25 protein-coding genes and 1 pseudogene are annotated in these 26586 nt (G+C 40.3%); 9 read left to right on the top strand and 17 right to left on the bottom strand.

All coding sequences use genetic code 11. The features are described from left to right. Positions 1–24: 24 nt before the first annotated feature. On the bottom strand, positions 25–1500 hold the full coding sequence (gene zwf / locus M1E93_RS10685; RefSeq protein ID WP_004919491.1) for a glucose-6-phosphate dehydrogenase: 1476 nt from the start codon (positions 1498–1500) through the stop codon (positions 25–27). Between the two features lie 407 nt (positions 1501–1907). Here zwf and M1E93_RS10690 point away from each other — a divergent pair, with 407 nt between their 5' ends. Both M1E93_RS10690 and pyk read left to right on the top strand, forming a co-directional pair. After that, entirely contained in the window at positions 1908–2753 is an 846-nt protein-coding gene (locus M1E93_RS10690; protein WP_004919490.1) for a MurR/RpiR family transcriptional regulator, read from the top strand. A 263-nt stretch (positions 2754–3016) separates the two neighbouring features. Continuing rightward, positions 3017–4459: a pyruvate kinase gene (gene pyk / locus M1E93_RS10695; protein ID WP_004919488.1), complete on the top strand. Its 1443-nt coding sequence runs from the start codon at positions 3017–3019 to the stop codon at positions 4457–4459. Between the two features lie 64 nt (positions 4460–4523). Here the strand turns inward: pyk and M1E93_RS10700 are convergent, their stop codons facing one another. The 5 genes and pseudogenes from M1E93_RS10700 to M1E93_RS10720 all read right to left on the bottom strand — a co-directional run. Continuing rightward, on the bottom strand, positions 4524–4754 hold the full coding sequence (locus tag M1E93_RS10700; protein ID WP_036943896.1) for a hypothetical protein: 231 nt from the start codon (positions 4752–4754) through the stop codon (positions 4524–4526). A 98-nt stretch (positions 4755–4852) separates the two neighbouring features. Then, complete coding sequence (locus M1E93_RS10705) at positions 4853–5872, bottom strand: fimbrial protein (RefSeq protein WP_014658298.1); 1020 nt, start codon at positions 5870–5872, stop codon at positions 4853–4855. An 8-nt stretch (positions 5873–5880) separates the two neighbouring features. Further along, positions 5881–8370, bottom strand: a complete 2490-nt coding sequence (locus M1E93_RS10710) for a fimbria/pilus outer membrane usher protein (RefSeq protein WP_040133097.1) — start codon at positions 8368–8370, stop codon at positions 5881–5883. Positions 8371–8381: 11 nt separating this feature from the next. Continuing rightward, a complete protein-coding gene (locus M1E93_RS10715) occupies positions 8382–9044 on the bottom strand; it encodes a fimbrial biogenesis chaperone (RefSeq protein WP_004919478.1) in 663 nt (220 codons plus the stop codon). Positions 9045–9228: 184 nt separating this feature from the next. Beyond that, a pseudogene (locus M1E93_RS10720) lies at positions 9229–9372 on the bottom strand (fimbrial protein); the annotation flags it as partial. A 105-nt stretch (positions 9373–9477) separates the two neighbouring features. On the opposite strand from M1E93_RS10720, the gene M1E93_RS10725 reads away from it, so the two are divergent. Then, positions 9478–10425, top strand: coding sequence for an IS30 family transposase (locus tag M1E93_RS10725; protein ID WP_140035165.1), 948 nt, complete (start codon positions 9478–9480; stop codon positions 10423–10425). Here the strand turns inward: M1E93_RS10725 and M1E93_RS10730 are convergent. The 5 genes from M1E93_RS10730 to znuA all read right to left on the bottom strand — a co-directional run bounded on the left by M1E93_RS10730 (position 10379) and on the right by znuA (position 16591). Next, the gene (locus tag M1E93_RS10730) at positions 10379–10840 is read right to left on the bottom strand and encodes a fimbrial protein (protein ID WP_426206887.1); all 462 of its coding nucleotides are present in this window, start codon (positions 10838–10840) and stop codon (positions 10379–10381) included. The genes M1E93_RS10725 and M1E93_RS10730 overlap by 47 nt on opposite strands. A gap of 189 nt (positions 10841–11029) precedes the next feature. After that, positions 11030–11893, bottom strand: a complete 864-nt coding sequence (locus M1E93_RS10735; RefSeq protein ID WP_426206889.1) for a LysR family transcriptional regulator — start codon at positions 11891–11893, stop codon at positions 11030–11032. Between the two features lie 1305 nt (positions 11894–13198). Then, a complete protein-coding gene (gene lpxM, locus M1E93_RS10740) occupies positions 13199–14173 on the bottom strand; it encodes a lauroyl-Kdo(2)-lipid IV(A) myristoyltransferase (protein ID WP_004919471.1) in 975 nt (324 codons plus the stop codon). Between the two features lie 108 nt (positions 14174–14281). Then, positions 14282–15604: a murein DD-endopeptidase MepM gene (mepM, locus tag M1E93_RS10745; protein ID WP_154598745.1), complete on the bottom strand. Its 1323-nt coding sequence runs from the start codon at positions 15602–15604 to the stop codon at positions 14282–14284. 27 nt (positions 15605–15631) lie between these two features. Then, positions 15632–16591: a zinc ABC transporter substrate-binding protein ZnuA gene (gene znuA / locus M1E93_RS10750; protein WP_004919466.1), complete on the bottom strand. Its 960-nt coding sequence runs from the start codon at positions 16589–16591 to the stop codon at positions 15632–15634. 76 nt (positions 16592–16667) lie between these two features. Between znuA and znuC the strand changes: the two genes are divergently transcribed. The 3 genes from znuC (at position 16668) to M1E93_RS10765 (ending at position 18854) form a co-directional block, all read left to right on the top strand. Beyond that, the gene (znuC, locus tag M1E93_RS10755; RefSeq protein ID WP_004919464.1) at positions 16668–17435 is read left to right on the top strand and encodes a zinc ABC transporter ATP-binding protein ZnuC; all 768 of its coding nucleotides are present in this window, start codon (positions 16668–16670) and stop codon (positions 17433–17435) included. Further along, positions 17428–18213, top strand: a complete 786-nt coding sequence (gene znuB, locus M1E93_RS10760) for a zinc ABC transporter permease subunit ZnuB (protein WP_014658292.1) — start codon at positions 17428–17430, stop codon at positions 18211–18213. Before znuC ends, znuB begins: the two co-directional genes overlap by 8 nt. A gap of 167 nt (positions 18214–18380) precedes the next feature. Continuing rightward, on the top strand, positions 18381–18854 hold the full coding sequence (locus M1E93_RS10765; RefSeq protein ID WP_004919459.1) for a hypothetical protein: 474 nt from the start codon (positions 18381–18383) through the stop codon (positions 18852–18854). A gap of 72 nt (positions 18855–18926) precedes the next feature. Here M1E93_RS10765 and ruvB read toward each other — a convergent pair whose 3' ends face one another. The 6 genes from ruvB to aspS form a co-directional block, all read right to left on the bottom strand. Continuing rightward, the gene (gene ruvB / locus M1E93_RS10770) at positions 18927–19937 is read right to left on the bottom strand and encodes a Holliday junction branch migration DNA helicase RuvB (protein WP_004919456.1); all 1011 of its coding nucleotides are present in this window, start codon (positions 19935–19937) and stop codon (positions 18927–18929) included. Between the two features lie 16 nt (positions 19938–19953). Beyond that, positions 19954–20571 carry a Holliday junction branch migration protein RuvA gene (ruvA, locus tag M1E93_RS10775; RefSeq protein ID WP_004919453.1) on the bottom strand — a complete coding sequence of 206 codons (618 nt, stop codon included), beginning with the start codon at positions 20569–20571 and terminating at the stop codon, positions 19954–19956. Positions 20572–20643: 72 nt separating this feature from the next. Beyond that, positions 20644–21165 carry a crossover junction endodeoxyribonuclease RuvC gene (ruvC, locus tag M1E93_RS10780; RefSeq protein ID WP_004919450.1) on the bottom strand — a complete coding sequence of 174 codons (522 nt, stop codon included), beginning with the start codon at positions 21163–21165 and terminating at the stop codon, positions 20644–20646. A gap of 331 nt (positions 21166–21496) precedes the next feature. Further along, a complete protein-coding gene (locus M1E93_RS10785) occupies positions 21497–22240 on the bottom strand; it encodes a YebC/PmpR family DNA-binding transcriptional regulator (RefSeq protein ID WP_004919448.1) in 744 nt (247 codons plus the stop codon). A 30-nt stretch (positions 22241–22270) separates the two neighbouring features. Then, a complete protein-coding gene (nudB, locus tag M1E93_RS10790) occupies positions 22271–22702 on the bottom strand; it encodes a dihydroneopterin triphosphate diphosphatase (protein ID WP_169342169.1) in 432 nt (143 codons plus the stop codon). Between the two features lie 10 nt (positions 22703–22712). Continuing rightward, the gene (gene aspS / locus M1E93_RS10795; protein ID WP_053110887.1) at positions 22713–24485 is read right to left on the bottom strand and encodes an aspartate--tRNA ligase; all 1773 of its coding nucleotides are present in this window, start codon (positions 24483–24485) and stop codon (positions 22713–22715) included. Between the two features lie 573 nt (positions 24486–25058). Here aspS and M1E93_RS10800 point away from each other — a divergent pair. From M1E93_RS10800 to M1E93_RS10810, 3 genes are all read left to right on the top strand, one after another. Further along, a complete protein-coding gene (locus M1E93_RS10800) occupies positions 25059–25379 on the top strand; it encodes a DUF4377 domain-containing protein (protein WP_036940116.1) in 321 nt (106 codons plus the stop codon). 152 nt (positions 25380–25531) lie between these two features. Further along, positions 25532–25936: an NUDIX hydrolase gene (locus M1E93_RS10805; RefSeq protein WP_004919442.1), complete on the top strand. Its 405-nt coding sequence runs from the start codon at positions 25532–25534 to the stop codon at positions 25934–25936. 155 nt (positions 25937–26091) lie between these two features. After that, entirely contained in the window at positions 26092–26490 is a 399-nt protein-coding gene (locus M1E93_RS10810) for an MAPEG family protein (RefSeq protein WP_004919441.1), read from the top strand. Positions 26491–26586: the final 96 nt, after the last annotated feature.

Raw genomic sequence — 26586 nt, forward strand, 5'->3', positions numbered from 1 at the left:
CCTACGAGATAAATCAACTATAGCTTATTCAAATTCGTTCCAAGAACGCCCATCACGAGTGATCATCGCAACCGATGCGATAGGCCCCCAAGTACCCGCTTGGTATGGTTTAGGGGCTTCATTATCCATAGCCCACGCATCCATAATGGAATCAACAAACTTCCAAGCCTCTTCAACCTCATCACGGCGTACGAACAGCGCTTGAATACCGCGCATTGCTTCAAGCAATAAGCGCTCATAAGCATCCGCAAGGTGTGTTTGATTAAAGGTTTCTGAAAAACTCAAGTCCAGCTTAGTGGTTTGCAAGCGATGTTTGTGATCAAGGCCCGGTGCCTTATTCATGATCTCAATATCAATCCCTTCATCCGGTTGCAGACGAATAGTGAGCTTGTTTTGCGGTAATTCCTGATAACTTTCAGAGAAAATATTCAGTGCTGGCTTTTTAAAATAAACAACAACTTCAGAGCACTTAGCAGGTAAACGCTTACCTGTGCGTAAATAAAAAGGTACTCCCGCCCAGCGCCAATCATCGATGTCAACGCGTAGCGCAACAAAGGTTTCTGTCATACTTTGTTTATTAGCGCCTTCTTCTTCAAGATAACCGGGGACCTTATTACCTTGAACAAAGCCCGCAGTATACTGCCCGCGAACCGCTTTTTCTCTGACATTAGTGTGGTCAATTCGACGTAATGAACGTAACACTTTCACTTTTTCATCACGGATCCGGTCAGTGGTGAGATCAGCAGGTGGCGACATCGCGATCATGGTGAGAATTTGTAATAGGTGGTTTTGCACCATATCGCGCATTTGACCTGCCTGATCAAAATACCCCCAGCGCCCTTCTATACCCACTTCTTCTGCAACGGTGATCTGCACATGGTCAATGGTGCGATTATCCCAGTTGTTGATAAATAATGAGTTAGCAAAACGTAGAGCCAGCAGGTTAAGTACCGTTTCTTTACCGAGGTAATGGTCGATACGATAGACCTGACTTTCATCAAAATATTTCGCTACTTCATTGTTGATTTCTTGAGAAGACGCTAAATCTGTACCTAACGGTTTTTCCATCACAACACGGTTAGGCTGTTTATTTAAACCTGCATGTCCAAGTCCATGGCAAACTGCCCCAAAAGTGCTCGGCGGCATAGCAAAATAGTGGATAGCGGGATGGCAGTCTTGCTTCAACATTTGTGCCAAGCTATCGAAATTTTCGGTTTGATTAACATCCAAATTGCAGAAATCTAAACGCGCACTGAGCCTCTCCCAAAGTACTGGGTCGAGATCTTCTTTTAAAAATTCGCTGAACGCCTTTTCAACAAACTCAACATAATCGCTCTGGCTCCACTGCGCACGCCCTACACCGATGATACGGGTGTCTGGGTGAATGTAGCCTGCTTTCTCCAACTGATAAAGGGATGGAAGCAACTTACGACGAGCGAGGTCTCCTTTGGTGCCGAAAATAATCAAGTCACAGGCTTGAGCAGCATTATTTACCGCCATATTGGTTCTCCTCAATTTGCGGAATTTATTGTAATTTTGTTACAAAATTAGCCAGATGTTCCGCTAATGTACCCTTTTGAGGGTATTCAGTAAATATTGATGATACAGATCACAGTTTTTATGCTGAAAAAAGCAGCAAACCTAAACCATGTCATGTTAACTGAATGGTGACAGCATTTGTAATAAAATGACAAAACAGCTAACGAACTTACTGATATGAAAATTAGATACAGCTCATAGTTTTGTAAAAAATTACATCACAAACGCCTCTCATTCAGATAGGTTAGCCATTACCCATAGTATATTCCTTTTATATACACACTGCCTTCAAAACGATATTAATAAAATACAGCGTATCTTTATGGCAGAAAAATTTCTCCTTTTGATGAAATAGGCACTTTCGTTATATGAATATTTTAGAACAAATGAAGAACAGCCTCGATTTTTTAAGTAAATCAGAAAAGAAAGTTGCCGAAGTGATTTTAGGTATGCCACAGCGAGCTATTCATCTTAGCATTGCGAGCCTTGCTCAACTTGCTGATGTGAGTGAACCCACCGTTAACCGGTTTTGCCGTAAAATGGATACCAAAGGGTTTCCTGACTTTAAACTTCGATTGGCGCAAAACCTCGCTAACGGCACCCCTTACGTGAACCGAAATGTTGAAGAGAATGACACGGTTAACACCTATACCCATAAAATTTTCGAATCAGCAATGGCGGGTTTAGATAATGTCAAACATACTTTAGACATTGCGGCCGTTAATCGTGCGGTTGACCTTCTCACTCAAGCAAGAAAAATCAGCTTTTTTGGCTTTGGCGCATCGGCGGCTGTAGCACATGATGCGATGAATAAATTTTTCCGTTTTAATATTCCCGTCATTTATTTCGATGATATTGTCATGCAACGAATGAGTTGTATAAATAGTACTGAGGGGGATGTTATCGTTTTAATCTCGCATACAGGAAGAACGAAAGCCTTAGTTGATATGGCTCGCCTAGCCCGTGATAACGATGCCACTGTGATTGCCATCACCTCAGAAAACTCTCCATTGTCTCAAGTCGCTACCCTTTCAATTATTATTGATGTACCAGAGGATACCGACGTCTATATGCCAATGGTCTCAAGACTTGCTCAACTCACAGTGATCGATGTCCTCACAACGGGTTTTACCTTAAGAAGAGGTGAAAAATTTAGAGATAACTTGAAACGGGTCAAAGAAGCATTACGTGATTCGCGGTTTGATAGTGTGTAAACGTTAAAAAGTATTCTTTTCTTGCTGTGGGCTTTAATAGTTTTACAGACCTGATAGCATAAACGAATTAGCAGTATATAATAGCTGTGCTCGTGTCAGCATGACGACTTGTCGTAAAAAGGTCTCGAAAATACGCTAAATGATTCAAGTTGTATGTCGACATAATATGATAGGGGCTTACGCCACGAGCACTACATACCGCTTGAAGTATGAAAAGATTTCACTCAATAAATCAACACCATTACAGGTCAACGGAGTAATACATGACTAGACGGCTTAGAAGAACTAAAATTGTTACTACCCTAGGTCCAGCTACCGATCGTGATAATAACCTTGAAAAGATTATTAACGCCGGCGCCAACGTTGTACGCCTAAACTTCTCTCACGGAACTCCAGAAGACCATATTCTTCGTGCTAACAAAGTGCGTGAAATCGCAGCTCGTTTAGGTCGCCATGTTGCGATCCTTGGCGATTTACAAGGCCCTAAAATACGTGTTTCTACGTTTAAAGATGGCAAAGTATTCTTGAATGTTGGTGATAAATTTATCCTTGATGCCACTCTCGGCAAAGGTGAAGGTGACCAACAAAAAGTGGGTATTGATTATAAAGGTTTACCTGCTGATGTTGTACCTGGTGACATTTTATTGCTTGATGATGGTCGTGTACAACTGAAAGTCCGTGAAGTCCAAGGCTTACAAGTTTTCACTGAAGTAACCGTTGGCGGTCAACTCTCCAATAATAAAGGCATCAACAAACTTGGTGGTGGTTTATCGGCTGAAGCACTAACCGATAAAGACAAAGAAGATATCATCACCGCCGCTAAAATCGGTGTCGATTACCTTGCCGTTTCCTTCCCTCGTTCAGGCGAAGATTTAAATTATGCGCGCCGTTTGGCTCGTGATGCAGGCTGTGAATGCCAAATCGTCGCGAAAGTAGAGCGCGCTGAAGCTGTGGCAACCGATGAAATTATGGATGAAGTTATCCTTGCATCGGATGTTGTCATGGTTGCTCGCGGTGATTTAGGCGTTGAAATCGGTGACCCAGAATTAGTTGCGGTACAAAAGAAACTGATCCGCCGTTCACGTCAGCTCAACCGAGTAGTGATCACCGCAACTCAAATGATGGAGTCAATGATCACAAATCCAATGCCGACTCGTGCTGAAGTGATGGATGTCGCTAACGCCGTTCTAGATGGTACAGACGCCGTTATGCTATCAGCAGAAACCGCTGCGGGGCAATACCCAGCTGAAACTGTTGCTGCCATGGCACAAGTCTGTTTAGGGGCTGAAAAAATGCCTGGACTGAATGTCTCCAAGCACCGCTTAGATGCCGAGTTTGATTCACCTGAAGAAGCTATCGCGATGTCAACGATGTACGCTGCTAACCACCTGAAAGGGGTCAAAGCCATTATCGCGATGACTGAATCAGGCCGTACTGCTCGTATGATGTCACGTATCAGTTCTGGCTTACCTATTTTCGCTATGTCGCGCCATGAAAAAACACTCAATCAGTCTTCACTGTACCGTGGTGTTACACCTGTTTTCTGTAGCACTCACACCGATGGTATTGCGGCTGCGAATGAAGCTATCACACGCCTACGTGATAATGGTTATTTAATGACTGGAGATCTCGTTCTCGTTACTCAAGGTGACTTGATGGGCACAATTGGTAGTACGAATACTTGCCGTATTTTGGAAGTCGAATAAATCAATATTGGTGTAAAGGGAGCATTTGCTCCCTTTTTCAATCGATATAGATAATGCTGTATGCTTATTTAGAGTGAGTCATTTTCCAATTATTAAATACAGCAGCAATCACCGAAGCTATTTTGTCATAGTTTTCCCAAGAATTTTCAACATGGTATACTGATGGCAATGCTTGTGCTAAAACACGATGATAGTCATCAAAATAGCTCCCATTCTCTGTTGAATAATAAAATTCAGTAAATGCCAATCCATTCGGTCCAATGCCACCAAGTTCTCCTACGTTCGTCTTTGGCATCACTAAAATAAAAATAAGCACAACATTGTAATAAATATTGTGCTCATCATAATTTATATTGAATAGTTACCGTTTAATCTGTCCGATTTTTCTGGGAATCAATGATATTGCAAATTAAACTGTAACGTTCCATTAGCTTGGCCAGCTTGTGTATCATTCGAAGTTTGAATATACGCTGCTTGTAATGGAATACTATAATTTTCCGACGATACATTTTTTTCTTCGATCGTCATCATTTGATTTATTTTAATGGGGTCATTTTTATACTTAACTTGTATACCATACCCTTTCGCAGTATTGACGTCTGTTGGATTATTTAATGCGATTGTTCCGGGTGTCATACTATTATTGACAGGTGTTCCAGTAAAGGTGATTTTTATGGGTGACACGGGGTCACAACTAAGGTTGATTTGAAAATCTTTCACGCTATTTGGGCTAACACTCCCTACCCCTGAAAAACTCGATTTATCAATCTTATTAAAAGGCACAAGAATATTTTTATTCAGCACTTCACAACCTGTCGAAATAATATTAACCGGCCCTATACTAACCTTAGGCTCCATATTACCGTAGCTATCCGATGTTTGAAATCCATTATTATAAATAATTAACATCGCCGCTCGGCTAGCAGGTAGTACTTGCGTTTTTACGTTATCTTTGAGCTTATAAAAAACAAGTTTTAAAGAAACGGTATACACACCTGAACTCTGGGTAGTGCTACAGATCATCCTATTCGCATTATTTCCATCAATGGTATTAATTCCATCAACATAAGCACTACCTGTGCAAGGTGTTGACACTGTCCCATGTAGCGCATAGCCCACACCAGAATTATTAATTTCTTTAATGTATCTGTTATTATAATATTGTTTACTGCCATACGTTTCAGGTAAATAAATTCCCACTTGAACTTCGTCTGTTATGTTACTCCAACTCCAAGCGGTATAGCTTCCTAAATCAATAGTTCCGACTTCTGATCCAATTGGTGCTGTTCTTGAAACATAAATAGGTTCATTCACTGTATGAGATAATTCATTAAATAATGCTCTAAATTCGGCTAAAGCGGATTGTGAAAATAGAAGCGTCGAAATACCCCCAATTAAAAATAATTTATTCATGTCTGCTCCTATTGGCAAATTCGCTCAATAAATTGAATTTTGTCGTTACTTAAATCAAGCTGAAGTGGCAGTTCACACTGCTGATCCGCATGACTTCCCCATTTGACAACAATACGACTCTGTTCAGGTACACCACTTAAATAGACTTCACCATCATTAGCGACAATACCTGTTGTAACTTCTTCTTTATCAACTAAAACAGACACTTGTGCTCCAAATGGAATGAGTTGATCATGGTGAGTTAATTTAAGCATGACTCTCGCACCACGTTTACCTTTAAAGTCGGCTAATACGATAGCACCACGAGTTGGTACAACTGTTGTCGTGCTTAACCCAACATCGTTATTTCCTGTTAATGTTGAAGGGTCAACGCTGATCTTATTCCTTTCATAACGTGTAGCACTCGGTACAACAGCATATCCCCAAGAGTTAGTATAAAGCGACTGCGCATTATTGACTTTCAGGTCATTAATATCATTGGCTTTGACTAAAACCGCAGAGTCATAAATCGCTCGAGCTGGGGTGATACCACCAGAGTGTAATAGTAACGCGCCAGTTGCCCCGATATTAGCGGACTGATAACGTGGGTCATAACTATAGCCCCCGTTATACTCTCCTGATGAAACAATATAATTACCACTCACCGAACCGCTATTTTCATGTCGGCTATGGTTATAGTTTTGCGTGATATCAAATTGCAAATTGTTATCTTCTAAACGTGTACCACTCACACTGACCGAACTAATCGAATCACCATTCTGGCTAGTATTGTAACGATAATTGACCCAGTTATTTTTTTGTCCAAGCGTAAATGGAACACTAAAATTGATAGATAACATTTCGTTTTTACTATTAGTATGTTCCTGCTTAGTATAAGAGTAAGAAATACCATAGTTTATTTGTCGATAATTAGAGTTAAAGCCTACGGTTAAATTTTTATCGACGCCGCTTCTATCCCAATAATATTGTTGATAACCATTAATGGATAAATAACCAATATCTTTTAATGATTGAGAAATAGAAGCTTGGAACTGCTGTTTCTTTCTTCCGCTCTCATAAGGGTCATTATTTGATGCAGAAAAATCGTAATATTCTTTTGTCGAATAGCGATAAGATGCAAGAGAAAATGACGTACCTGTTCCTGGCATATATTTCGAATATTGCACTCGATAGGACTGACCTTGCGCATTCGTTTTATCAAGTAGTTCTGTTTTAGATTGAGTCACATCGGCTGAAATTGCCCCAATACTCCCCAAGTTGATCCCTGTCCCTGCGGTATAAGCTTGGTAGTCCTTTGATAAAATAAAACCACCATAAACCGACAAGTTATAAGGCAAACCATAAATAGCAGAGGCTTGCGCAAAATTAGGTTTCCGAAGCGCGTTATCAACATTGTATTTACCAATATCAATGCTGTATTTTAATGATCCCGCTCGCTGCATCATAGGAACGGCAGAAAAAGGTTGAATAAACGAACGGATCGTTCCATTTGCTTCTTCTATTTGTACATCCAAATCACCACTATATGACGTAGGATAAAGGTCATTTATTTCAAACTCGCCGGGTGGTACTGTCGTTTGATAAATCACGCTACCATTTTGGCGGATCGTCACAACAGCATTCGTTTGAGCAATGCCTTTAACTACCGGCGCAAACCCACGTTGACTTTGCGGTAACATACTTTCATCGGAGGCTAGCTTTACGCCTCGATAAGGGTTACTTTCCATAACACCGTTATCCGATGCTGTTTCACCAATCGTTAAGTGACTTTTTAATGGACGAATATCCCTTTCCACATAAGTTTGTAGATTATTCCAATCCGTTTTCCCTGAAGTCCGGCTATAAGTACTGTGGTTTCTCAATCGCCACACATCAAAATTAATACCGCTGCGTAAGCCAATAAATGTGTTATTGGTATCGTCACGATCTTTATACCAATTTTGGCTGTGTCGGATATTATAATTTACGAAGGCGGCATTAATACCATCATCCCACTCTTTAGGATCAACGTAACCGCGGCTATAATTATCTAACCCTATTTGAGGAATACTGATATTAAGGCGACCATTCCCAAAATCATATTTATAGAACGCTCCGGGTATAGTCGCGGCGATATCAGTGATTGCTTGATCATCTTTTGCATCGCTAAAGGCTTGGCTCGCGGTATTTTTAACCCCCCAGCTTAATAGCATCTTCTTTGCTATTTCAGGAACAAGCTTTTTATTTTGCTTATCAAAGATAAAGCGTAAATTTTGTTCATCAACAAATTTGTTATTAATATAAATAGCGACATGATAAGTTCCGGGTAGCTGCCCTCCCGAATATGACAGATAATCTAAATTATTTACATCCGCAACGTGGCTTTCAATCCCTGTATTGATTGCATTAATGTCAAAAACATCATCTGCTTTAGTATTGTTAGAATATAATATAATACTGACTGCAATAAAAACTTTTGAGTGGTATAAACTTTTATTTTTAAAACATGAGGCAGACATTTTTTATACTCTTATTTAGATGTTTTATCAATAATCGCGCCATAGTCATTAATAAATTTAACAACAACTTTTTGATTATTATTTATGCTGTGTTTAACAATGTATTCTTTTGTATGAGGGTAAACGAGATCACCACCTTGGATGTTTTTCCCGTCCACCAATATATCCCTAACTGATAAATGATAGGGAGTATCGTTATTAATAATAATACCGTCAGGTTTTTTGATAATTTCAACTTTATTAAAGTCAAATGGAACAATATCTTTTGATCTTAAAAATAGTTTAAACTGAGAATTGATAACAATCTGTAATTGATTTTCAATTTTAACGTCTTTAGGTGGTATTGATTTTACATTAAGCAAATATAATTTTTCTTGGTTTGAACCAATAGGTTCACCTACATAAGAAATACGTGCAGCAGCATTACTATCTGGCTCGATGCGAAATAATGGTGGCGTTGCAATAAATGGTGTTTTTCCTTCACCTTCAAATGGACTTACCCAAGTTTGAATAAGGAATGGCTTTTCTTTATCACTATTAAAAATAGGGATATCAATTTCACGTTTATTTTCTTGATAGATAAAACGAGTTCCTCCCACACTGACACCCGCCGCAGAAGCAAAATGAGAAATAGAAAATAAAAGAAAAACTGCTGAAAAAATTATTTTTTTCATAATTCGGCCATTTTATTTATTAAAAATGAGAGGGTAACAGCGTTACCCTCTATACACACTATATTCAAATTGCCTCATGATTGACGTGCACCATCCCCTCCAAGAGGCATTAAATAACGATGCTTCTCAGAATATGTAGGTCTGTCTTTTAGATGCAACTCAAATTATTTAGGGTATATATTTATTATTGATATTGAATGCTATAAACAGCCGTACCATCTGCCTTACCAGCAGTTGCAGCACCTGTTGCTTTATAGCGAGCTACGTAATTCAATTCTACTGAATCACCTGCTGCATTTTTAAATTCAACTAATTTTGAATCTTCAAATCGCGAATTCAGATAATAAGTGCAACGCTCGGTCATGTTAGATGGAAGGACGGTTAGCTACTGATAAGCTATCCTGCTCTTCCGACCAAAGATGAGCGAGTAAGTATGAAGTATCAGCAACTAACCGAAGGACAACGATACCAGATATCGATACTGCGTGAGGATAATTTATCCTGCCATGAGATAGGTATCCGTATCGGTGTAAGCAAGTCCACGGTCTCCCGTGAACTGAGGCGTAACACTTCAGATACTGGTTATAACCCACAACAGGCACACCAGAAGTGCTGTGATAGGCGGCTGTCATCTGCCAAAAGGACAATTCCTCAGCAGACCATAGATTTCGTGATATTTGCTCTGGAGTGGAAGTGGAGTCCTGAGCAAATAAGTGCAATTGGCAGCATTATTGGTCTTAGCGTCAGCCATGAATGGATTTACCAGTATATCTATGCGGATAAGCGTAGCGGTGGCGAGTTGTACAGGCATCTTAGGCAGGGCAAACGGCGATATCGTAAGGGCTACGGGCAGAAACGAGGGCGCATCCCTGATGCGGTATCCATTGAGCTACGGCCGTCAGTCGTCGATGACCGTAGCCGTCTGGGGGACTGGGAGGCCGATTTGGTGCAGGGTAAACAGGGCACTGGTGCTATCGTGACACTGGCAGAACGCAAAAGCCGTATTTACCTGACAAAAAAGGTGTTTTCAAAGGATGCGGTGGAAGTCAGTAAGGCCATTATCTCACTGCTGAGTGAGTATCAGGATGTATGTCACACAATAACGTTCGATAACGGTCTAGAGTTTAGTGAGCACAAGGCGATAGCAGAAGCACTGAACGCAGATACGTACTTTGCCCATCCGTATGCCTCGCATGAGCGTGGGCTGAACGAGAATACGAATGGGTTGTTAAGACAGTTTATCCCGAAAGGAACAGACCTGCGGACAGTGACAGAAGAAGACTTACAACGCTATCAGGGAGCGTTGAACAGCAGGCCACGCAAGTGTCTGGGGTTCAGACAACCTTCGGTGGTGTTTGCGGAGCTAAGAAAGGCGGCTTAGCGTTGCACTTCGGACTTGAATCCGCCAATAGTTTAATTTGTGTTGTCGCATCCTTTTCAAATAAAGCAATACCTACTTTGGTTGCGTGACCCCCAGCTTGTGCTATTTGTAAAATATCGCGGTCATCGTTATCACGAGAGCCACCAAATCTTACTGCCACTTTAGCATTTTCAGGGCAATCGATGAGTTTAATAGTAAAATCTTTTAAACCAGCAATTTGCCCTGCTGCTGCTAAACTTTTCACTGACACTTTACCAAGGTCAACCGTTAAGTTTTGAGAGCTACTATCTACTGCACAAGCTGAATCAGTTATTTCACCAGTAAAGTCAATTGTTCCTGAAGCAAAAACAGCTGGAGCGGTTGTTACAGCTAAAGCCACCCCTAAAGCAGTTAGGGATTTTTTTAGAATACTCATATCGATTCCTATAATTAGATATTCTGATGTTAATTGCCACAGCACTAATAAATATTTACTCAGTGCATGAGTGCAAGCGAAATATAGCATCACAATTTAATTTAGTTAATATCTTGTTACATTGAATTTTTTGTTATTATATCGAAACACTTAATGTTTATTTTTGATTACTCATTTAATGATTAACGTTTATTTAATCTCAGTTAACTCTAAATGGTTTATAAATTCACCTAAAACATCTTGCACCAATGAATTTTTATTCACATACATATAAAAATCATAGTAAATATTTTTATTGGCAATTTTTAGCTGTTTTAGTGAATGATTATTCAACTGGTTTTTTATTAGATTTTTAGGCAACCATGTATAGCCCGTTCCATTTTCGACAAGTTTAATAACTGTTTCTAGTGATGCAGCGCTGATAGTTTGTGCACTTTTAACGGTATCTTCCAATGAAGGATCAAGAACAACTTTTGTATATTTAGATAGATAATCCAATAAGTTAGATTCTTCAATACTCTGTAATATATGGTCAGGTGAAGTCACAATAACAGATTCAACCGTTTCTAAAAAAATAGGATTTAAAGTCTCAACATGCTGATCTGTAATCAAAATATCATAATCTTTTAAAGCAAACACATCTGATTTAGATATGTTTTGTTTGATTATATCAATGTCATAATCTTTATGCCTTTTAATAAAATTAGCCACTTTATCTAAAAGATTATCTGTGTGATAAAGCGTGTTTATCACGAGTTTAATCTTTATATTGCATTTACTATTCAGTAATTTAGCTTTTGTTTCCAATAATATCGCTTTATTCGTTAACTCCCGAGATAACGCTAATAACATTTCACCTTTCGGTGTTAAAACAGCGCGTCTTTTTTCTAATGAAAAGATTTCAATTTCTAGTGTTTGTTCAAGTTTGCTGATTGTATAACTAATAGCGGATTGAGTCCGATGTAATACTTCAGCGGCTTGTGCAAATCCCCCGCAATCTACAACAGCTTGCAAGGTAATCCATTGGTCCAATGTCGTTCTAGTTTTTTCCATAGCGTCTCCAAATAGAGTTTTGGACTCAATTTTTATTATTTAATAAAAATATAGCAACATATTTCATCACCGTTAATAGGTATATGCACTTACAGATCATTTTGTCATCATTAGTTAAATATTATTTAAGTCTGTATGTTTTTTAGTACAAATTTCATCTTAGTTAAAAAGAATCTCTTTTTTGAGCTTTATTAATTTAAACTTACTCTTATTTCTTCCATCATTTAATCATCAGTAAAAATAAAATATACAATAAATTTATTGCCATTTATTGTATATTTAAAACATAAAAACTATTCGTTAATATAGCGTTTTGCCTTAGCGTTAAATCATTAAAAAAATCCCAGCGTAATTTAAATTAATTAATTATTTTATTAATAAATATTTGGTACGATGTTTAACTTTAAATTAAATTATGATTTAACATTTAATGTTCTCGTCAAATGCTTGCAAATTTATGGCTTATTAAACACCTATTGAGAGTAAAGAAAATCAGGATATTAATCTAATAATTTTTTGTTATTGATTAGCAAATGTGGGGTTCTAGGGGGGAATGGCAGACAATATGACCTTTTTAATTAATACTTATTTCATCAAAATTTTATCAAACTAGTGCTCTATTAGATTAATCTTATTACTGTTCCAATAAGTTAACGGTTAACTATAGTGAGCTTATGAAAAAGAGAAAAAACTTATATCTCCATTATCATTCATCAATACACACGACTCTTTAGTTACAAAGAAAAATAACGCAAATGTATGAGCATCTCAATGCAACCTTCCACCTCTGATTGCCTATTTTTACTCTGACAAATACGCTCTATCAACTAAACTCACATTATCTGCATTACAACAATTTATATCATTTCATAAAAATAACCTTTTACGTGTATTTCATTTACCATATAATTGATATTAACTATTGATAAGGATTTTTGACCTTTCCGCTCGATAAAAGGCTTCGTTTTATGCAGTTAAGCAGTTATAACCTTACAAAAAATAAGTTATAAATAAACCCCAGAAATATATAATTCACTTATTTATCATGGTGTTATAAAACATTTGATATAAGGCAAATCGATAAAATAGCGATCATAAATAAAGTATAAAAGAGAAAAATAAATATCTTTTTTTCTATTCACTTCTCAATTAACTAAATTATTATCATAATTAGCCAATCAATAAAAGATTGGTAATTCTTAGGTAAGGCATTCCCCAAATATAAAAAAAGCACCTCTAACATAACAATTCAGTCGAGGTGCTATTCATAGAAAATATAATTATTTAAGTGAATTGAACGTAAAACTATCGATATAGATCATCACGTTGATAGGGTTCAATTTCATCCCCCTTCCGTGTTTTCAATAACTTAAGTATCCAAGTATATTGTTCAGGATTTGGACCGACGAGATATTCCAGCTCTTCATTCATCCTTCTTGCAATATATTCATCATCCTGCCCATCAATATCATCCATAGGCTCACGGATATAAATATGCAGTTGATGAGTACGATGATCATACACCGGAAACAGAGGCACAATTTTCGCTTTACATACCTTCATTAGGCGGCCCACAGCAGGCAATGTTGCTTTATAAGTCGCAAAAAAATCGACAAATTCACTATGCTCTTCGCCGTGATCTTGGTCGGGAAGATAAAACCCCCAATATCCCTGCCGTACAGAAGCAATGAAAGGTTTAATTCCTGCTTCTCGAGAGTGTAAGCGACCACCAAAGTGGTAACGTGCTTTATTCCATAAATAATCTGCTACTGGGTTTTTTTGGTGGTGAAACATCGCCGCCATTTTATAGCCTTTTGCAGCAAGTAACATGGCTGGAGCATCTACAGCCCACCCATGTGGCACCATAAAAATAACATTACTGCCTTGTTGCTTTAAGTTATCAATAATCTCTTGGTTATGCCAATGTGTTCTTGCTAACGTTTTATCAGCGCCACGAATACATAACTCTGCAAGCATCACAAACGATTGAGGTGCAGTTTCAAACATTCTATCCACTAATTGATCCCTTTCCTGCTCGGTAAGCTCAGGGAAGCAATATAATAGATTTATCTTTGCGCGGCGCCTTGCGCTTTTTGCCAATTTTCCTACCCATTTCCCCACTTTTGCCAGCATGGGGTCACGAATTTTAACAGGAATATAGGCTAAAGCGGCAAAAACGCCAGCCCCAGCCCAAACTCCCCAGTATTTAGGATGTAAATAGGATTTATGAAAGGTTGGCACATAGCCTAATTTACTGTCGGTATCTTTATCTTTATTCATAATGTACCTAAAAGAACTGTTCGCGCTCTTTTATAGCTTAAAATGATAATAAGTGAAAGCGTTACAAAGAAAGCTGGCAGATACACTGTACCTGCCAGTAATGAAGAGTTAATTGAGTTTTAACTGTGGTTTAGTTTCTTTAACCATGGCTAAGTACTCTTTACGTTCTTTACCAGTTAAACCACCTGAACTCGGTAATTTCGCTGTCAATGGGTTAACCGCTTGTTGGTTGACCCACATTTCAAAATGCAGATGTGGTCCTGTTGAGCGCCCTGTATTACCAGAAAGTGCAATACGATCACCCCGTTTAACTTTTTGCCCTGGCTTCACCAGTAATTGGCGTAAATGCATGTAGCGCGTGGTGTACTGACGCCCATGACGAATCGCGATAAAGTTCCCCGCGGCTCCGCTATATTTCGACACAATCACTTCACCATCACCTACTGCAAGCACTGGGGTACCCACTGGCATTGCAAAATCCACCCCTTTATGCGGTGCTACACGCCCTGTTACTGGGTTAACTCGACGTGGGTTAAACTGTGATGATACTCGGAACTGCTTGGCTGTTGGGAAACGCAGGAAACCTCTTTCTAAACCATTACCTTCGCTATCGTAATATTTACCATCTTCAGCACGGAAAGCATAATAGTCCTTCCCACCACTACGTAGACGAACACCGATCAACTGGCTTTGTTCACTACGTCCATTAAGCATTTCACGGCTCATTAACACGGTGAACTTATCGCCTTTTTTCAGTTTACGGAAATCAATTTGCCATTGAAGTGCTTTTATCACTTCACGGCCTTCACTGCGTGTTAAACCTGCTTGGCTGGCACTTTGCGCAAAACTGCCGTTTACCACCCCCGCCAGGACGCTATTTGTCCATTCACCTGAACGGATCTCTTTCTTTTCTTCAAATTTATTTGTGCTACCAACACGGGTGTACACACGGGTCTCACGACGAGAAACTTCCCATGTTAAAGTGTCGAGCTCCCCCTGATCGGTCAGGCTCCAGTTTAGCGTTTGACCAATTTTTAGATTACGTAACGCTTTATGTTGATTAGCTAACGTCGCCACATCACCTGATTCAATACCGAATTGAGTCAGTATGCTAGTGAGGTTGTCGCCGCTTGCAACAACATATTCATGGGGGATTGGCGCACCATCCGTTTCACCGTCAGTGCTATCAGCGACGCCTTCATCAGGAAGTTGTTCGCTACTATCTTGAATAATATCATCAGTTGCATCAGTCAAAGGTACAAATGCAAGAGGAATAACGGTATCGACTGAACCTTCAGTATCTGTGTTAGTTGATGGTAAATGCGCTGGCCGCCAAATCGCGACGGCCAATGTTGCTACTGTTAATGTTCCTAACATTATTTTGTGAGACTTGGACAGGCTACCGTAAACCTGCGCAAGCCCTTTAGCCATTTGCTGCACTAAACAATTCCTTCTTGTTTAATTCAGGCAGCTCGCGTATTGCTTAGACAGTTGCGTTAAAAACTGCATATAGCTATCTGGTCCTATTTCCAGCCCGCTACCTAGCGGGTCGAGAGTTCCCATTTTGACTCCCGTATTTTTTGCTACGCTCTCTATGACGGCTGGCCTGAATTGGGGTTCAGCAAAAACACATTGTGCTTTATGCTCAACCAATTGAGTTCGTATTTTATGTAATTTCTGTGCACCAGGCTGAATTTCCGGGTTTATCGTAAAATGCCCCAAAGGAGCCAACCGATAGTGTTTTTCAAAGTAGCCGTAGGCATCGTGAAAAACAAAATAGCCCTTGTTTTTGGCTGGTTCTAAAATATTAACAATTTTCTTATCGTTTTGCGTCATTTTTTCATTGAATTTACGAAGGTTTACGTCCAGCTTATCTTTTTGGTCAGGATAAAGCACTACTAAACGATCGTGAATGTCTAACGCAGCCTGTTTTGCAATCTCGGGCGACAGCCAAATATGCATATTATACTCACCGTGGTGGTGATGTTCGTGATCCTCATCATGATTAGCTTCATCACCCTGTTCATGGTCATGCGCCTCTTCCTCATCCCCTTTCATCAGCAAGGGAATAATATTTGCTTGTTCTGCCAGCGCCAGACGTTTATCCTGTGGTAACGTCTTGAGTGGCTTATCTAAAAACATCTCCATATCGGGGCCTACCCAAACAAAAAGATCTGCCTGTTTAATTTTCCTCAAATCAGAAGGTTTAAGCGCATAATCATGGGGTGATGCACCATCTGGCAGCAAGACCTGAGTATCAGTCACACCATCAGCGATACCCGCGGCAATAAAGGCAAGTGGGCGAATAGAGGTCACAACATCCGCCTTTGCCGCAGTGACCAACGTTGTGCTAAGGACAGATGCCGCAACGGCGCCTAAAATAAATTGTCGGGCATTGAATTGAGATTTATGTATCATAGACGTCTTTTTCCGTGATTTTAATTTTGAAATGTTATAATATAACACAACATGAATTCTGCAAGATGTTTTTCACATGCAACCATTACTGAATTTAAATAAAATTTCCGTTTCTTTTGGCGAGAAACAGGTGCTCAAAGACGTCAGCTTTACCTTAAATAAAGGCGATATTGTCACTTTGTTAGGCCCTAATGGCGCGGGCAAATCGACAATTGTTCGGGTCGTGCTAGGACTGTTAGCGCCGACTACAGGTATCATTGAGCGAGCCGCTTCACTGTCTATTGGCTATGTTCCACAAAAATTACATTTAGACGCCACCTTACCATTAACCGTAAAGCGTTTTTTAATGCTAAAACCTGCTGTTCGTTCAGACCAACTGTTACCTGCTCTTGAACGTGTTAAAGCCGCCCATTTATTGACACAGCCAATGCAGAAACTATCTGGTGGCGAAACACAGCGTGTGTTATTAGCACGTGCTTTATTGAATAAGCCCGACCTTTTGGTTCTGGATGAACCCGCTCAAGGGGTTGATGTGAATGGGCAAGTCGCACTTTATGACTTAATTAACCAATTACGCACAGAGCTTGGTTGTGCCGTACTTATGGTGTCTCACGACCTGCATTTAGTCATGGCGAAAACGGATAAAGTATTATGTATTAATGGGCATATTTGCTGTTCAGGGACACCCGATGTTGTATCGAACCACCCTGAGTTTGTTGCGATGTTTGGCTATCGTGGCGCATCACAACTCGGCGTTTATCGCCACCATCATAACCATCAACATGATTTAGAAGGTAACGTTGTGGCTCCTCATATTCATAATAAGGAGTGCCGTCATGATTGAGTTACTGTTACCCGGTTGGATTGCGGGGATGTTATTGGCGATTGCTGCCGGCCCGTTAGGATCCTTTGTGGTATGGCGCCGCATGTCTTATTTTGGAGATACCCTTGCACACGCTTCTTTATTAGGTGTGGCATTTGGCCTATTGCTGAATATCAACCCATTCTATGCCGTAATTGCTGTCACTTTGCTGCTGTCTTTGATTTTAGTGTGGTTAGAACGACGCCCTCAGCTGGCTGTTGACACCTTATTAGGCATTATGGCTCACAGCGCCTTATCCCTCGGCCTCGTCGTTGTCAGCTTAATGGCCAATGTGCGTGTTGACCTAATGGCATACTTATTCGGGGATCTCCTTTCGGTTAATTACGAGGATATTATCACTATCTTTATTGGTGTGATTGTAGTCTGCGGCTTACTTTGCTGGCGCTGGCGGGCGCTGCTTTCCATGACGGTTAACCAAGAGCTCGCTTTTGTTGATGGTGTCAATATTCAACGCCTACGTCTGCTACTGATGTTAGTCACTGCATTGACCATTGGGATCGCAATGAAATTTGTCGGTGCGCTAATTATTACATCTTTATTAATTATCCCTGCCGCCACAGCACGCCGTTTCGCTAAAACACCAGAGCAAATGGCACTGATCGCGATTTTAATTGGTATGTTATCGGTGACAGGAGGTCTCACATTCTCCGCGTTTTACGATACGCCAGCCGGCCCTTCAGTGGTCTTAACCGCTGCAATCTTGTTTGCCTTTAGCTTATTAGTCAAAACGAAAAATTAATACCGACTGAGGCTTTTCTCTTACCGCTCAATAGGTGATACCCCATTGAGCGGTTTTATTTTATATCAACTTCACACTTTTGCTATTTTCAGTCTTAACCATCTCGTTAATTAAAATAAAAAATAAATACTTAATACTCTAATAATATTAAGTATCAAGGTATCGAAATGAATAAAACATTACTTGGGATGGTTATAATTGGGGTATCTGCAACACCAGTGATGGCCGCAGAATTTACCTGCCAACTGGAGAATAAAAAGTATGTTAGCGTGATAGTCGACCCGGGGAAAACACCACAATATCGATACGGAACTTTGGCTAAGCCAGAGATAACCTTACCGCTTAATGAAAAAGGAGCGAGAAATATTTTTGTTGGGCAAGGACATTTTATTGCTGGTGAATCTCTATATATTCGTTTTCAAAATGGCCCATACAGCTATTTGTTGTATCAAGGCGAGGGGCGCGGCTGGGCATTTAAGGGATTAGCTGTTTATAAAAATAACAAGTTAATCAATAAGAAAGAGTGCCAAAATTGGAATTCATTTGATTTATACGACATTTTAAATTATCAGATTCGTACAGATCCAGCATTAGAATTATATGATTCCCCTTACTCATTTGATCCTAATTCAAATGAGTAAATGATCGTGTAGCATCATATTCCCCCTTTATTTTTCCTATCCGTAAAGGGGGAAATTTCTGACATTAAGCACTTAAACTTCTTTCGGAGTTAAACCAAAGTGTAGATAAGCGTGAGCTGTTGCCATCCGACCACGAGGAGTGCGCTGGATAAAACCTTGTTGGATCAAAAATGGCTCTAAAACATCTTCGATGGTTTCCCGCTCTTCACCAATAGCCGCTGCAAGGTTATCAACCCCCACAGGTCCACCCATAAATTTATCAATAATGGCGACTAACAGTTTCCGGTCAAGGTAATCAAAACCCGCGGCATCGACGTTCAACATATCGAGTGCTTGGCTAGCAATTAGCTCATTGATGCTGCCATCACCTTTGACTTGTGCGAAATCACGTACACGGCGTAATAAACGGTTAGTAATACGCGGTGTACCTCGCGAGCGCATGGCGACTTGTCTAGCCCCTTCTTCACTAATTTCTACACCCATAAACTGAGCGCTACGTTTCACAATGTATTGCAAATCATCGACATTATAGAATTCAAGGCGCTGCACAATACCAAAACGATCACGTAATGGTGAAGTTAAAGAGCCAGCCCGTGTTGTTGCCCCAATTAAAGTAAAAGGCGGTAAATCAATTTTGATCGAGCGCGCTGCTGGCCCTTCCCCTATCATAATATCAAGTTGATAATCTTCCATTGCGGGATACAAGATCTCCTCAACAACGGGAGATAAGCGGTGGATTTCATCAATAAATAACACATCATGCGGCTCTAAGTTGGTGAGCATCGCCGCTAAATCTCCCGCTTTCTCGAGTACTGGGCCGGAGGTCGTCCGTAAATTTACCCCCATTTCATTCGCGACTATCCCTGCAAGCGTGGTTTTACCTAAACCTGGAGGGCCAAAAATTAATAGATGATCAAGTGCATCACCTCGTAACTTAGCCGCCTGAATAAAGATTTCCATCTGCTCTTTAACTTGTGGCTGCCCGATATACTCATTGAGTAATTTAGGGCGGATCGCGCGATCAATCGCTTCTTCCTCATCATGGATCACTTCAGCAGAAATTAGGCGATCAGCTTCAATCATCGTTATTTTCTCTCAATCAAAGTGCTGCACGTAATGCATCACGGATCAATGACTCACAATCACTGTCTGGCTTAGCCACTTTGCTGACCATACGACTGGCTTCTTGTGGTTTATAACCTAAAGCGACCAGTGCGGTTGCCGCCTCCGCTTCAATATCAGCGCGGCTTGATACTTTGACATTGACATCCGGCAGCTTAATATCACTGTGTTGGTTAAACAGATCACCATTGAGGCCTTTAAAGCGGTCTTTCATTTCAACGACCAAACGTTCAGCCGTTTTTTTACCAATTCCCGGTAGTTTAACCAATGATGAAATCGCTTCTTGTTCGATAGCAGAAACAAACTGTTGAGCCGACATCCCTGATAATATCGCTAAAGCCAGTTTAGGCCCAACACCATTCACTTTAATCAGCTCTTTGAATAGTGCACGCTCTTGTTTGTCATTAAAACCATACAATAATTGCGCATCTTCACGCACCACAAAATGGGTAAATACAATGGCTTCTTGACCGATTTCGGGTAATTCATAAAAGCAGGTCATTGGCATATGGACTTCATAGCCAACACCTTGCAATTCTAACAAAACAATGGGGGGTTGTTTTTCTAATACAATACCGCGTAAACGACCTATCACCTTGAAGCCCTCAGTTTATTTTATTGATAGCGCTGTTTATACCATAAAAAAGGCTGGACGTATATCCAGTCACTATCTTAATCGCCCACGCGTTAACACTAAGCGAGGATCGCCAACACGAAGCAAATTCTGATTAAAATGACAATGCGTTATGGCAATCGCTAAGGCATCCGCTGCATCTGATTGAGGATTAGCAGAAAGTTTAAGTATCGATTTAACCATATGCTGTACTTGGCTTTTTTCCGCGGCCCCTGTACCGACAACGGTTTGCTTCACTTGCCGCGCAGCATATTCAAACACAGGAATATTTTGATTAACACCTGCTACAATCGCTACACCACGAGCTTGGCCCAATTTCAAGGCTGAGTCGGCGTTTTTTGCCATAAACACTTGTTCAATTGCTAATACATCGGGTTGGTATTGAGTGATAATTTCCGAGACTCCCGCATAAATACGTTGCAGACGGCTTGGTAAATCATCAACCTGAGTACGAATACAACCACTTCCTAAATAAAAAAGTTGCCTGCCTTGTTGGCGGATAACACCATAGCCCGTTACACGTGAACCGGGGTCTATACCTAAAATAATCGCCATATCAAAGCCTATTAATATCCATTATTACTTTTAATATCATCTTATCTGTATCTTTCCGCGGCGACAATACTCATGCCGTGCCTTAATAATCGTATTGATAAGCGACTATGACTAGCGAGTCTCTCTAAGCTGAGATAAAAAAGCACAGAAATAGCCTATTTCCCAATATCATTAGGCCCAAAAAAACAGACAGGAAAGACAAAATGCACAAAAGCGCTAGATGGCAAACCAGTAAGCCACGCAGAGTAGATAAAGGAGCAGCTATTATTAGAGATGCGTTAGAGAAAACAGGCTGAATTCAGCCCGCTTTCTCTACGCGAGTGATAGCTGATTACAGTTGTGCTGCTACTTCGTCAGAGATATCACCGTTATGATAAACTTCCTGCACGTCGTCAGAATCTTCCAACATATCGATTAGGCGCAGTAATTTAGGTGCTGTTTCAACATCCAGCTCTGCTTTAGTTGATGGGATCATCGAAACTTCGGCCGCTTCGCTAGTAAAGCCAGCTGCATCCAGAGCATCTTTCACTTCACCAAAAGTTTCTGGTGTGGTGTAAACGTCGATAGCGCCATCGTCATAAGTTTCAACATCTTCAGCGCCCGCTTCTAATGCAGCTTCCATCAAGGCATCTTCATCAACGCCCGGTGCATAAGTGATAACGCCACGCTTAGTAAATAAGTAGGAAACTGAACCATCTGTTCCGAGGTTACCGCCAGTTTTGGTGAAAGCATGACGCACTTCAGAAACGGTACGATTACGGTTATCACTCAAACATTCAACCATCACCGCTGTGCCGCCTGGGCCATAGCCTTCATAAATGATAGTTTCCATATTATCGTTTTCATCATTCCCAACACCACGCGCAATTGCGCGGTTTAAAGTATCACGGGTCATGTTGTTCGATAATGCTTTATCCACAGCAGCACGCAAACGCGGGTTAGTAGCAGGATCACCGCCCCCTAAACGCGCCGCTGTCACCAGCTCACGGATAATTTTAGTAAAAATCTTACCGCGCTTAGCATCTTGTGCCGCTTTACGGTGTTTGGTGTTGGCCCATTTACTATGACCTGCCATGAAATATCTCCAAAAACGTCAATAAAATAATTAAATAGCAAATTCTAAAATAGCTTGACGGTTACTCCAAGATTTCGTTAATTCCGCCGCTTTCTGCGGTGGAACCCAACAAAACTCAGTATGCTCCGTCAAAAGTGGTACTTGTTCAACACGCAGTACCATTTTAAACCAGTGCTCTTTGCAATGTGTTACACCGGGAGCATAACGATGCCTGAAATGCGCAAAAATTTCAAAAGTGACTTCACGCGCCAAGTCATACAGTTGCCCCTCTTGGGGGAGGAAGCCCGTTTCTTCACGGACTTCCCGCATTGCGGTTTCAAACGCACCTTCATGATCTTCTAAGCTACCCGTTACGGATTGCCAAAAATCGGGATCATCTTTGCGCCGTAGCATAAGCACATTACCGCTGCTTTCAGCGGTAATGATCACTAACACCGACTCTGGGCGTTTAAAACTATTCATGTCGAATAAATTAGTCTTCAGCGTTTTTTGCATCAACTGAAATAGCTAATTCTGTTAGTGCATCTGGATTCGCTTGGCTTGGTGCACTAGTTAGTAAACACGCCGCAGCCGTTGTTTTAGGGAATGCAATAACATCACGAATATTATCAGTTCCCGTTAATAGCATGACTAAACGGTCGAGACCAAACGCCAAACCGGCATGTGGCGGTGTACCGTATTTTAATGCATCTAGCAAGAAGCCAAATTTCTCACGTTGTTCGTGTTCATTAATACCTAGAATATTAAACACGGTTTGTTGCATTTCGCTACGATGGATACGCACAGAGCCACCACCGACTTCATAGCCATTGATGACCATATCATAGGCATTAGCAACAGCTTCTTCTGGGTTTTTGGCCAGATCTTCCGGTGAATAGTCACGTGGTGAAGTGAATGGGTGGTGCATTGCACTTAGGCCACCTTCGCCATCCTCTTCAAACATTGGGAAATCAATCACCCAAAGTGGCTTCCAGCTATTTAAGTCTGTCAGTTCAAAATCACGACCTACTTTCAGTCGCAATGCCCCCATTGAATCGGTCACAACATTTTTTGCTCCTGCACCAAACAGCAGAATGTCACCGTCAGCGGCCTCTGTTCTTTCAAGAAGTTGGTTAATAACGTCTTCATTTAAGAACTTAGCGACAGGGCTTTGAATACCTTCTAAACCTTTTGCACGTTCGTTTACTTTCATCCATGCTAGCCCTTTAGCACCATAGATGCTAACAAATTGACCATACTCATCAATCTGTTTACGAGTCATGACAGCACCGTTAGGCACTTTCAATGCCACAACACGGCCTTTTGGATCGTTCGCTGGCCCTGAAAAAACGGCAAACTCGACATTTTTAACGATATCAGCTACATCCACTAATTCCATTGGGTTACGTAGGTCAGGTTTATCTGAACCGTAGCGACGCATTGCCTCTGCGAAGGTCATTATTGGGAAGTCACCGAGATCAACACCTTTAACGTCCAACCATAATTGGCGGATCATGCGTTCCATGATTTCACGTACTTGTTCTGCCGTCATAAATGACGTTTCGACGTCGATCTGGGTAAATTCAGGCTGACGGTCTGCACGCAAGTCTTCATCACGGAAACATTTAACGATTTGATAATAGCGGTCAAAGCCAGACATCATCAGCAATTGTTTAAACAATTGTGGTGACTGTGGCAACGCATAAAATTTACCTTTATGCACACGGCTTGGCACTAAGTAGTCACGAGCACCTTCTGGTGTTGCCTTGGTCAGCATTGGCGTTTCGACATCGATAAAGCCTTCTTTGTCCATAAAGTTACGGACGAAACTGGTAATTTTTGCACGAGTGCGTAAGCGCTCTGACATTTCAGGGCGACGTAGGTCAAGATAGCGGTATTTTAAGCGGCGCTCTTCCGTATTAGATTGGTTGCTATCTAACGGCAGTGGCTCTGATTTATTAAAAACGTTGAGATCTTCAGCAAAGATTTCAATTTCCCCCGTCGCCATGTCTTTATTTTTTTGGTTATCTGGGCGAGCGCGGACAGTTCCTGTAATTTGTATACAGAATTCATTACGCAATTCCGAAGCTTTTTCAAAGAGGTCTTTGCGCTCAGGGTCGAAAAATACTTGCACGACACCTTCTCGGTCACGCATATCGATAAAAATCAAACCACCCAAATCACGACGGCGGTTTACCCATCCACAAAGAGTGACCTTTTGGCCTTCATGAGCAATGTTTAACTGCCCACAATAGTTAGTACGCATACAATATCCTTTTTTACTCAGCTTGTTGTGCATTTTACTTGCTGCGGAAATTTGGCATTTTGCTGAACATTCAGAATGTCAAAAAGGCAGACATTATACAGGAAATTCTGTTGCACAAACAGTTACGTATTAGCGGACACAGCTAATATTTTTGTTTTTAATCATCTTTTAATCGATTAAAAGTTAATCGAAACACGTAACGATGACTGTACATGGCTATAAACAGAATTTATGACTGTTGGTGATTTTAAGTGACTCCGCGAGTTATGTACATATTGCAAGGCGGGTTTATTTAATTGCGTTATTCTGTTTCATGACCGCAACATAGACAATGGTGTTTGCGTTATCCATTATCCTTACGCGCTCGAAACAAAATGATGCTTAATTTTCAAACAAAATAGATAATAAGGTTATTCTAGCTCATCACTGCACGACGATGAATGTGATAACAAACAAAAACCTATTTAACTGCATACGAGCAAAATAATTGTTCAATTTGAATTGATTTAAGAATAATTACCTGCTGTTATTTATTATAATCATACTTATTTGAACTGCATATAAGGCCATCCGATGAAAAAAAGTCTCTTCGTTTCTTCTCTATTTCTACTGCTTGTAGGCTGCCAAACCGTGAAACCTGCTGATAACACAAAAACTTTTTATATTGATTCAACATTGGCTGATTGCGTTGGTGTTGCCCCCATGAAATGTATGAAAGTCAAACAAGACCCAAATGCCGAGTGGGAATTTTTTTATGGCAATATCCAAGGGTTTGAATATGAACCTGGCTACCAATACACTTTGAAAGTCAAACAATTTGACGTTGCTAATCCGCCTGCTGATGCCCCAAATGTCAGATATGAGTTAGTTGAAATTATTAATAAAGCCAAATAATTCATATAAAATTTTATATTACCCATTAGTGGACCATGATTCTGTCTACTAATGGGGAACCATACAAAACCCATTGTTTTCATTATATTTGAGTAATATTATTAACATCACATCATAGTGGCCCCAACACTTAAAACAAAGAGTTAAAGGCAATGGACAATAAAATTATCGATAAGTTAGGCTTAATTACACTTGTTGACCGCAAAGTAGCAATGGTTCGTTCTCATAATAAGACACTCTTCTATATTCCGGGCGGAAAGCGCGAACCTAACGAAAGTGATGAACAAGCCTTATGTCGAGAAATTGAAGAAGAGTTAACCTTAACCTTACATAAAGATTCTCTTCAATTTTATGATGAATTTATTGGCGCTGCTGATGGTAAACAAGATGGAACTCAGGTACGTATTCGTTGCTATTTTGCGCATTATAATGGTACCCCTCGCCCTGCCGCAGAAATTGCGGAGCTTGCTTGGTTTGATAGCCATGACCTAGCAAAATGTTCAGCCACTGCCGCGATCATTATGGCGAAATTACAACAAGATGGCCTAATTAATTAAGTTAATCACCAACAGATTACGTTGTTGTGGAGCCTTAATTTAAAGGTAGACTAATTAGACATTATACTATTAGTAAATTTTACTAATATCTATTAATATAGTGAATAGTTTTAATCAATCAGTGAATCAATTTGGTTAAGCAATGGAGTGAATAAATGGTCAGCTCTCTGTATGCTGTACTGGGCGCTTTGTTACTACTTAAACTATCGTTGAATGTTGTGAAGCTCAGAAATCAATATCGAGTATCTTATGGTGATGGGGGTTTCTATGAGCTACAAACAGCGATTCGCGCTCATGGTAACGCTATAGAGTACATCCCCATTGCTTTGATATTATTGCTTTTTATGGAGATGAACGGCGCGCAGGTTTGGATGATCCACTTATGTGGCTTAGTTTTAATCGCAGGGCGTATACTCCACTCTTATGGCCTGAAAAATCATGATATCTCTTATCGTCGCTCAGGCATGGCGGCAACCTATATTGCCATGACATTGATGGTTATCGCCAATATCTATTACCTACCTTGGATCCAAATTTTTTCCTTCAATCTTTAATTTTTATTATCAGCGCGGCACTTTATTTAAGTGTCGTAAAACTTTTATTGCTGTTTTGACTGATTGATTTTCAGGTTACGCGCCTTTTCTGCTACA

Source organism: Providencia sp. PROV272 (assembly GCF_049901975.1).
Classification (GTDB): domain Bacteria; phylum Pseudomonadota; class Gammaproteobacteria; order Enterobacterales; family Enterobacteriaceae; genus Providencia; species Providencia stuartii.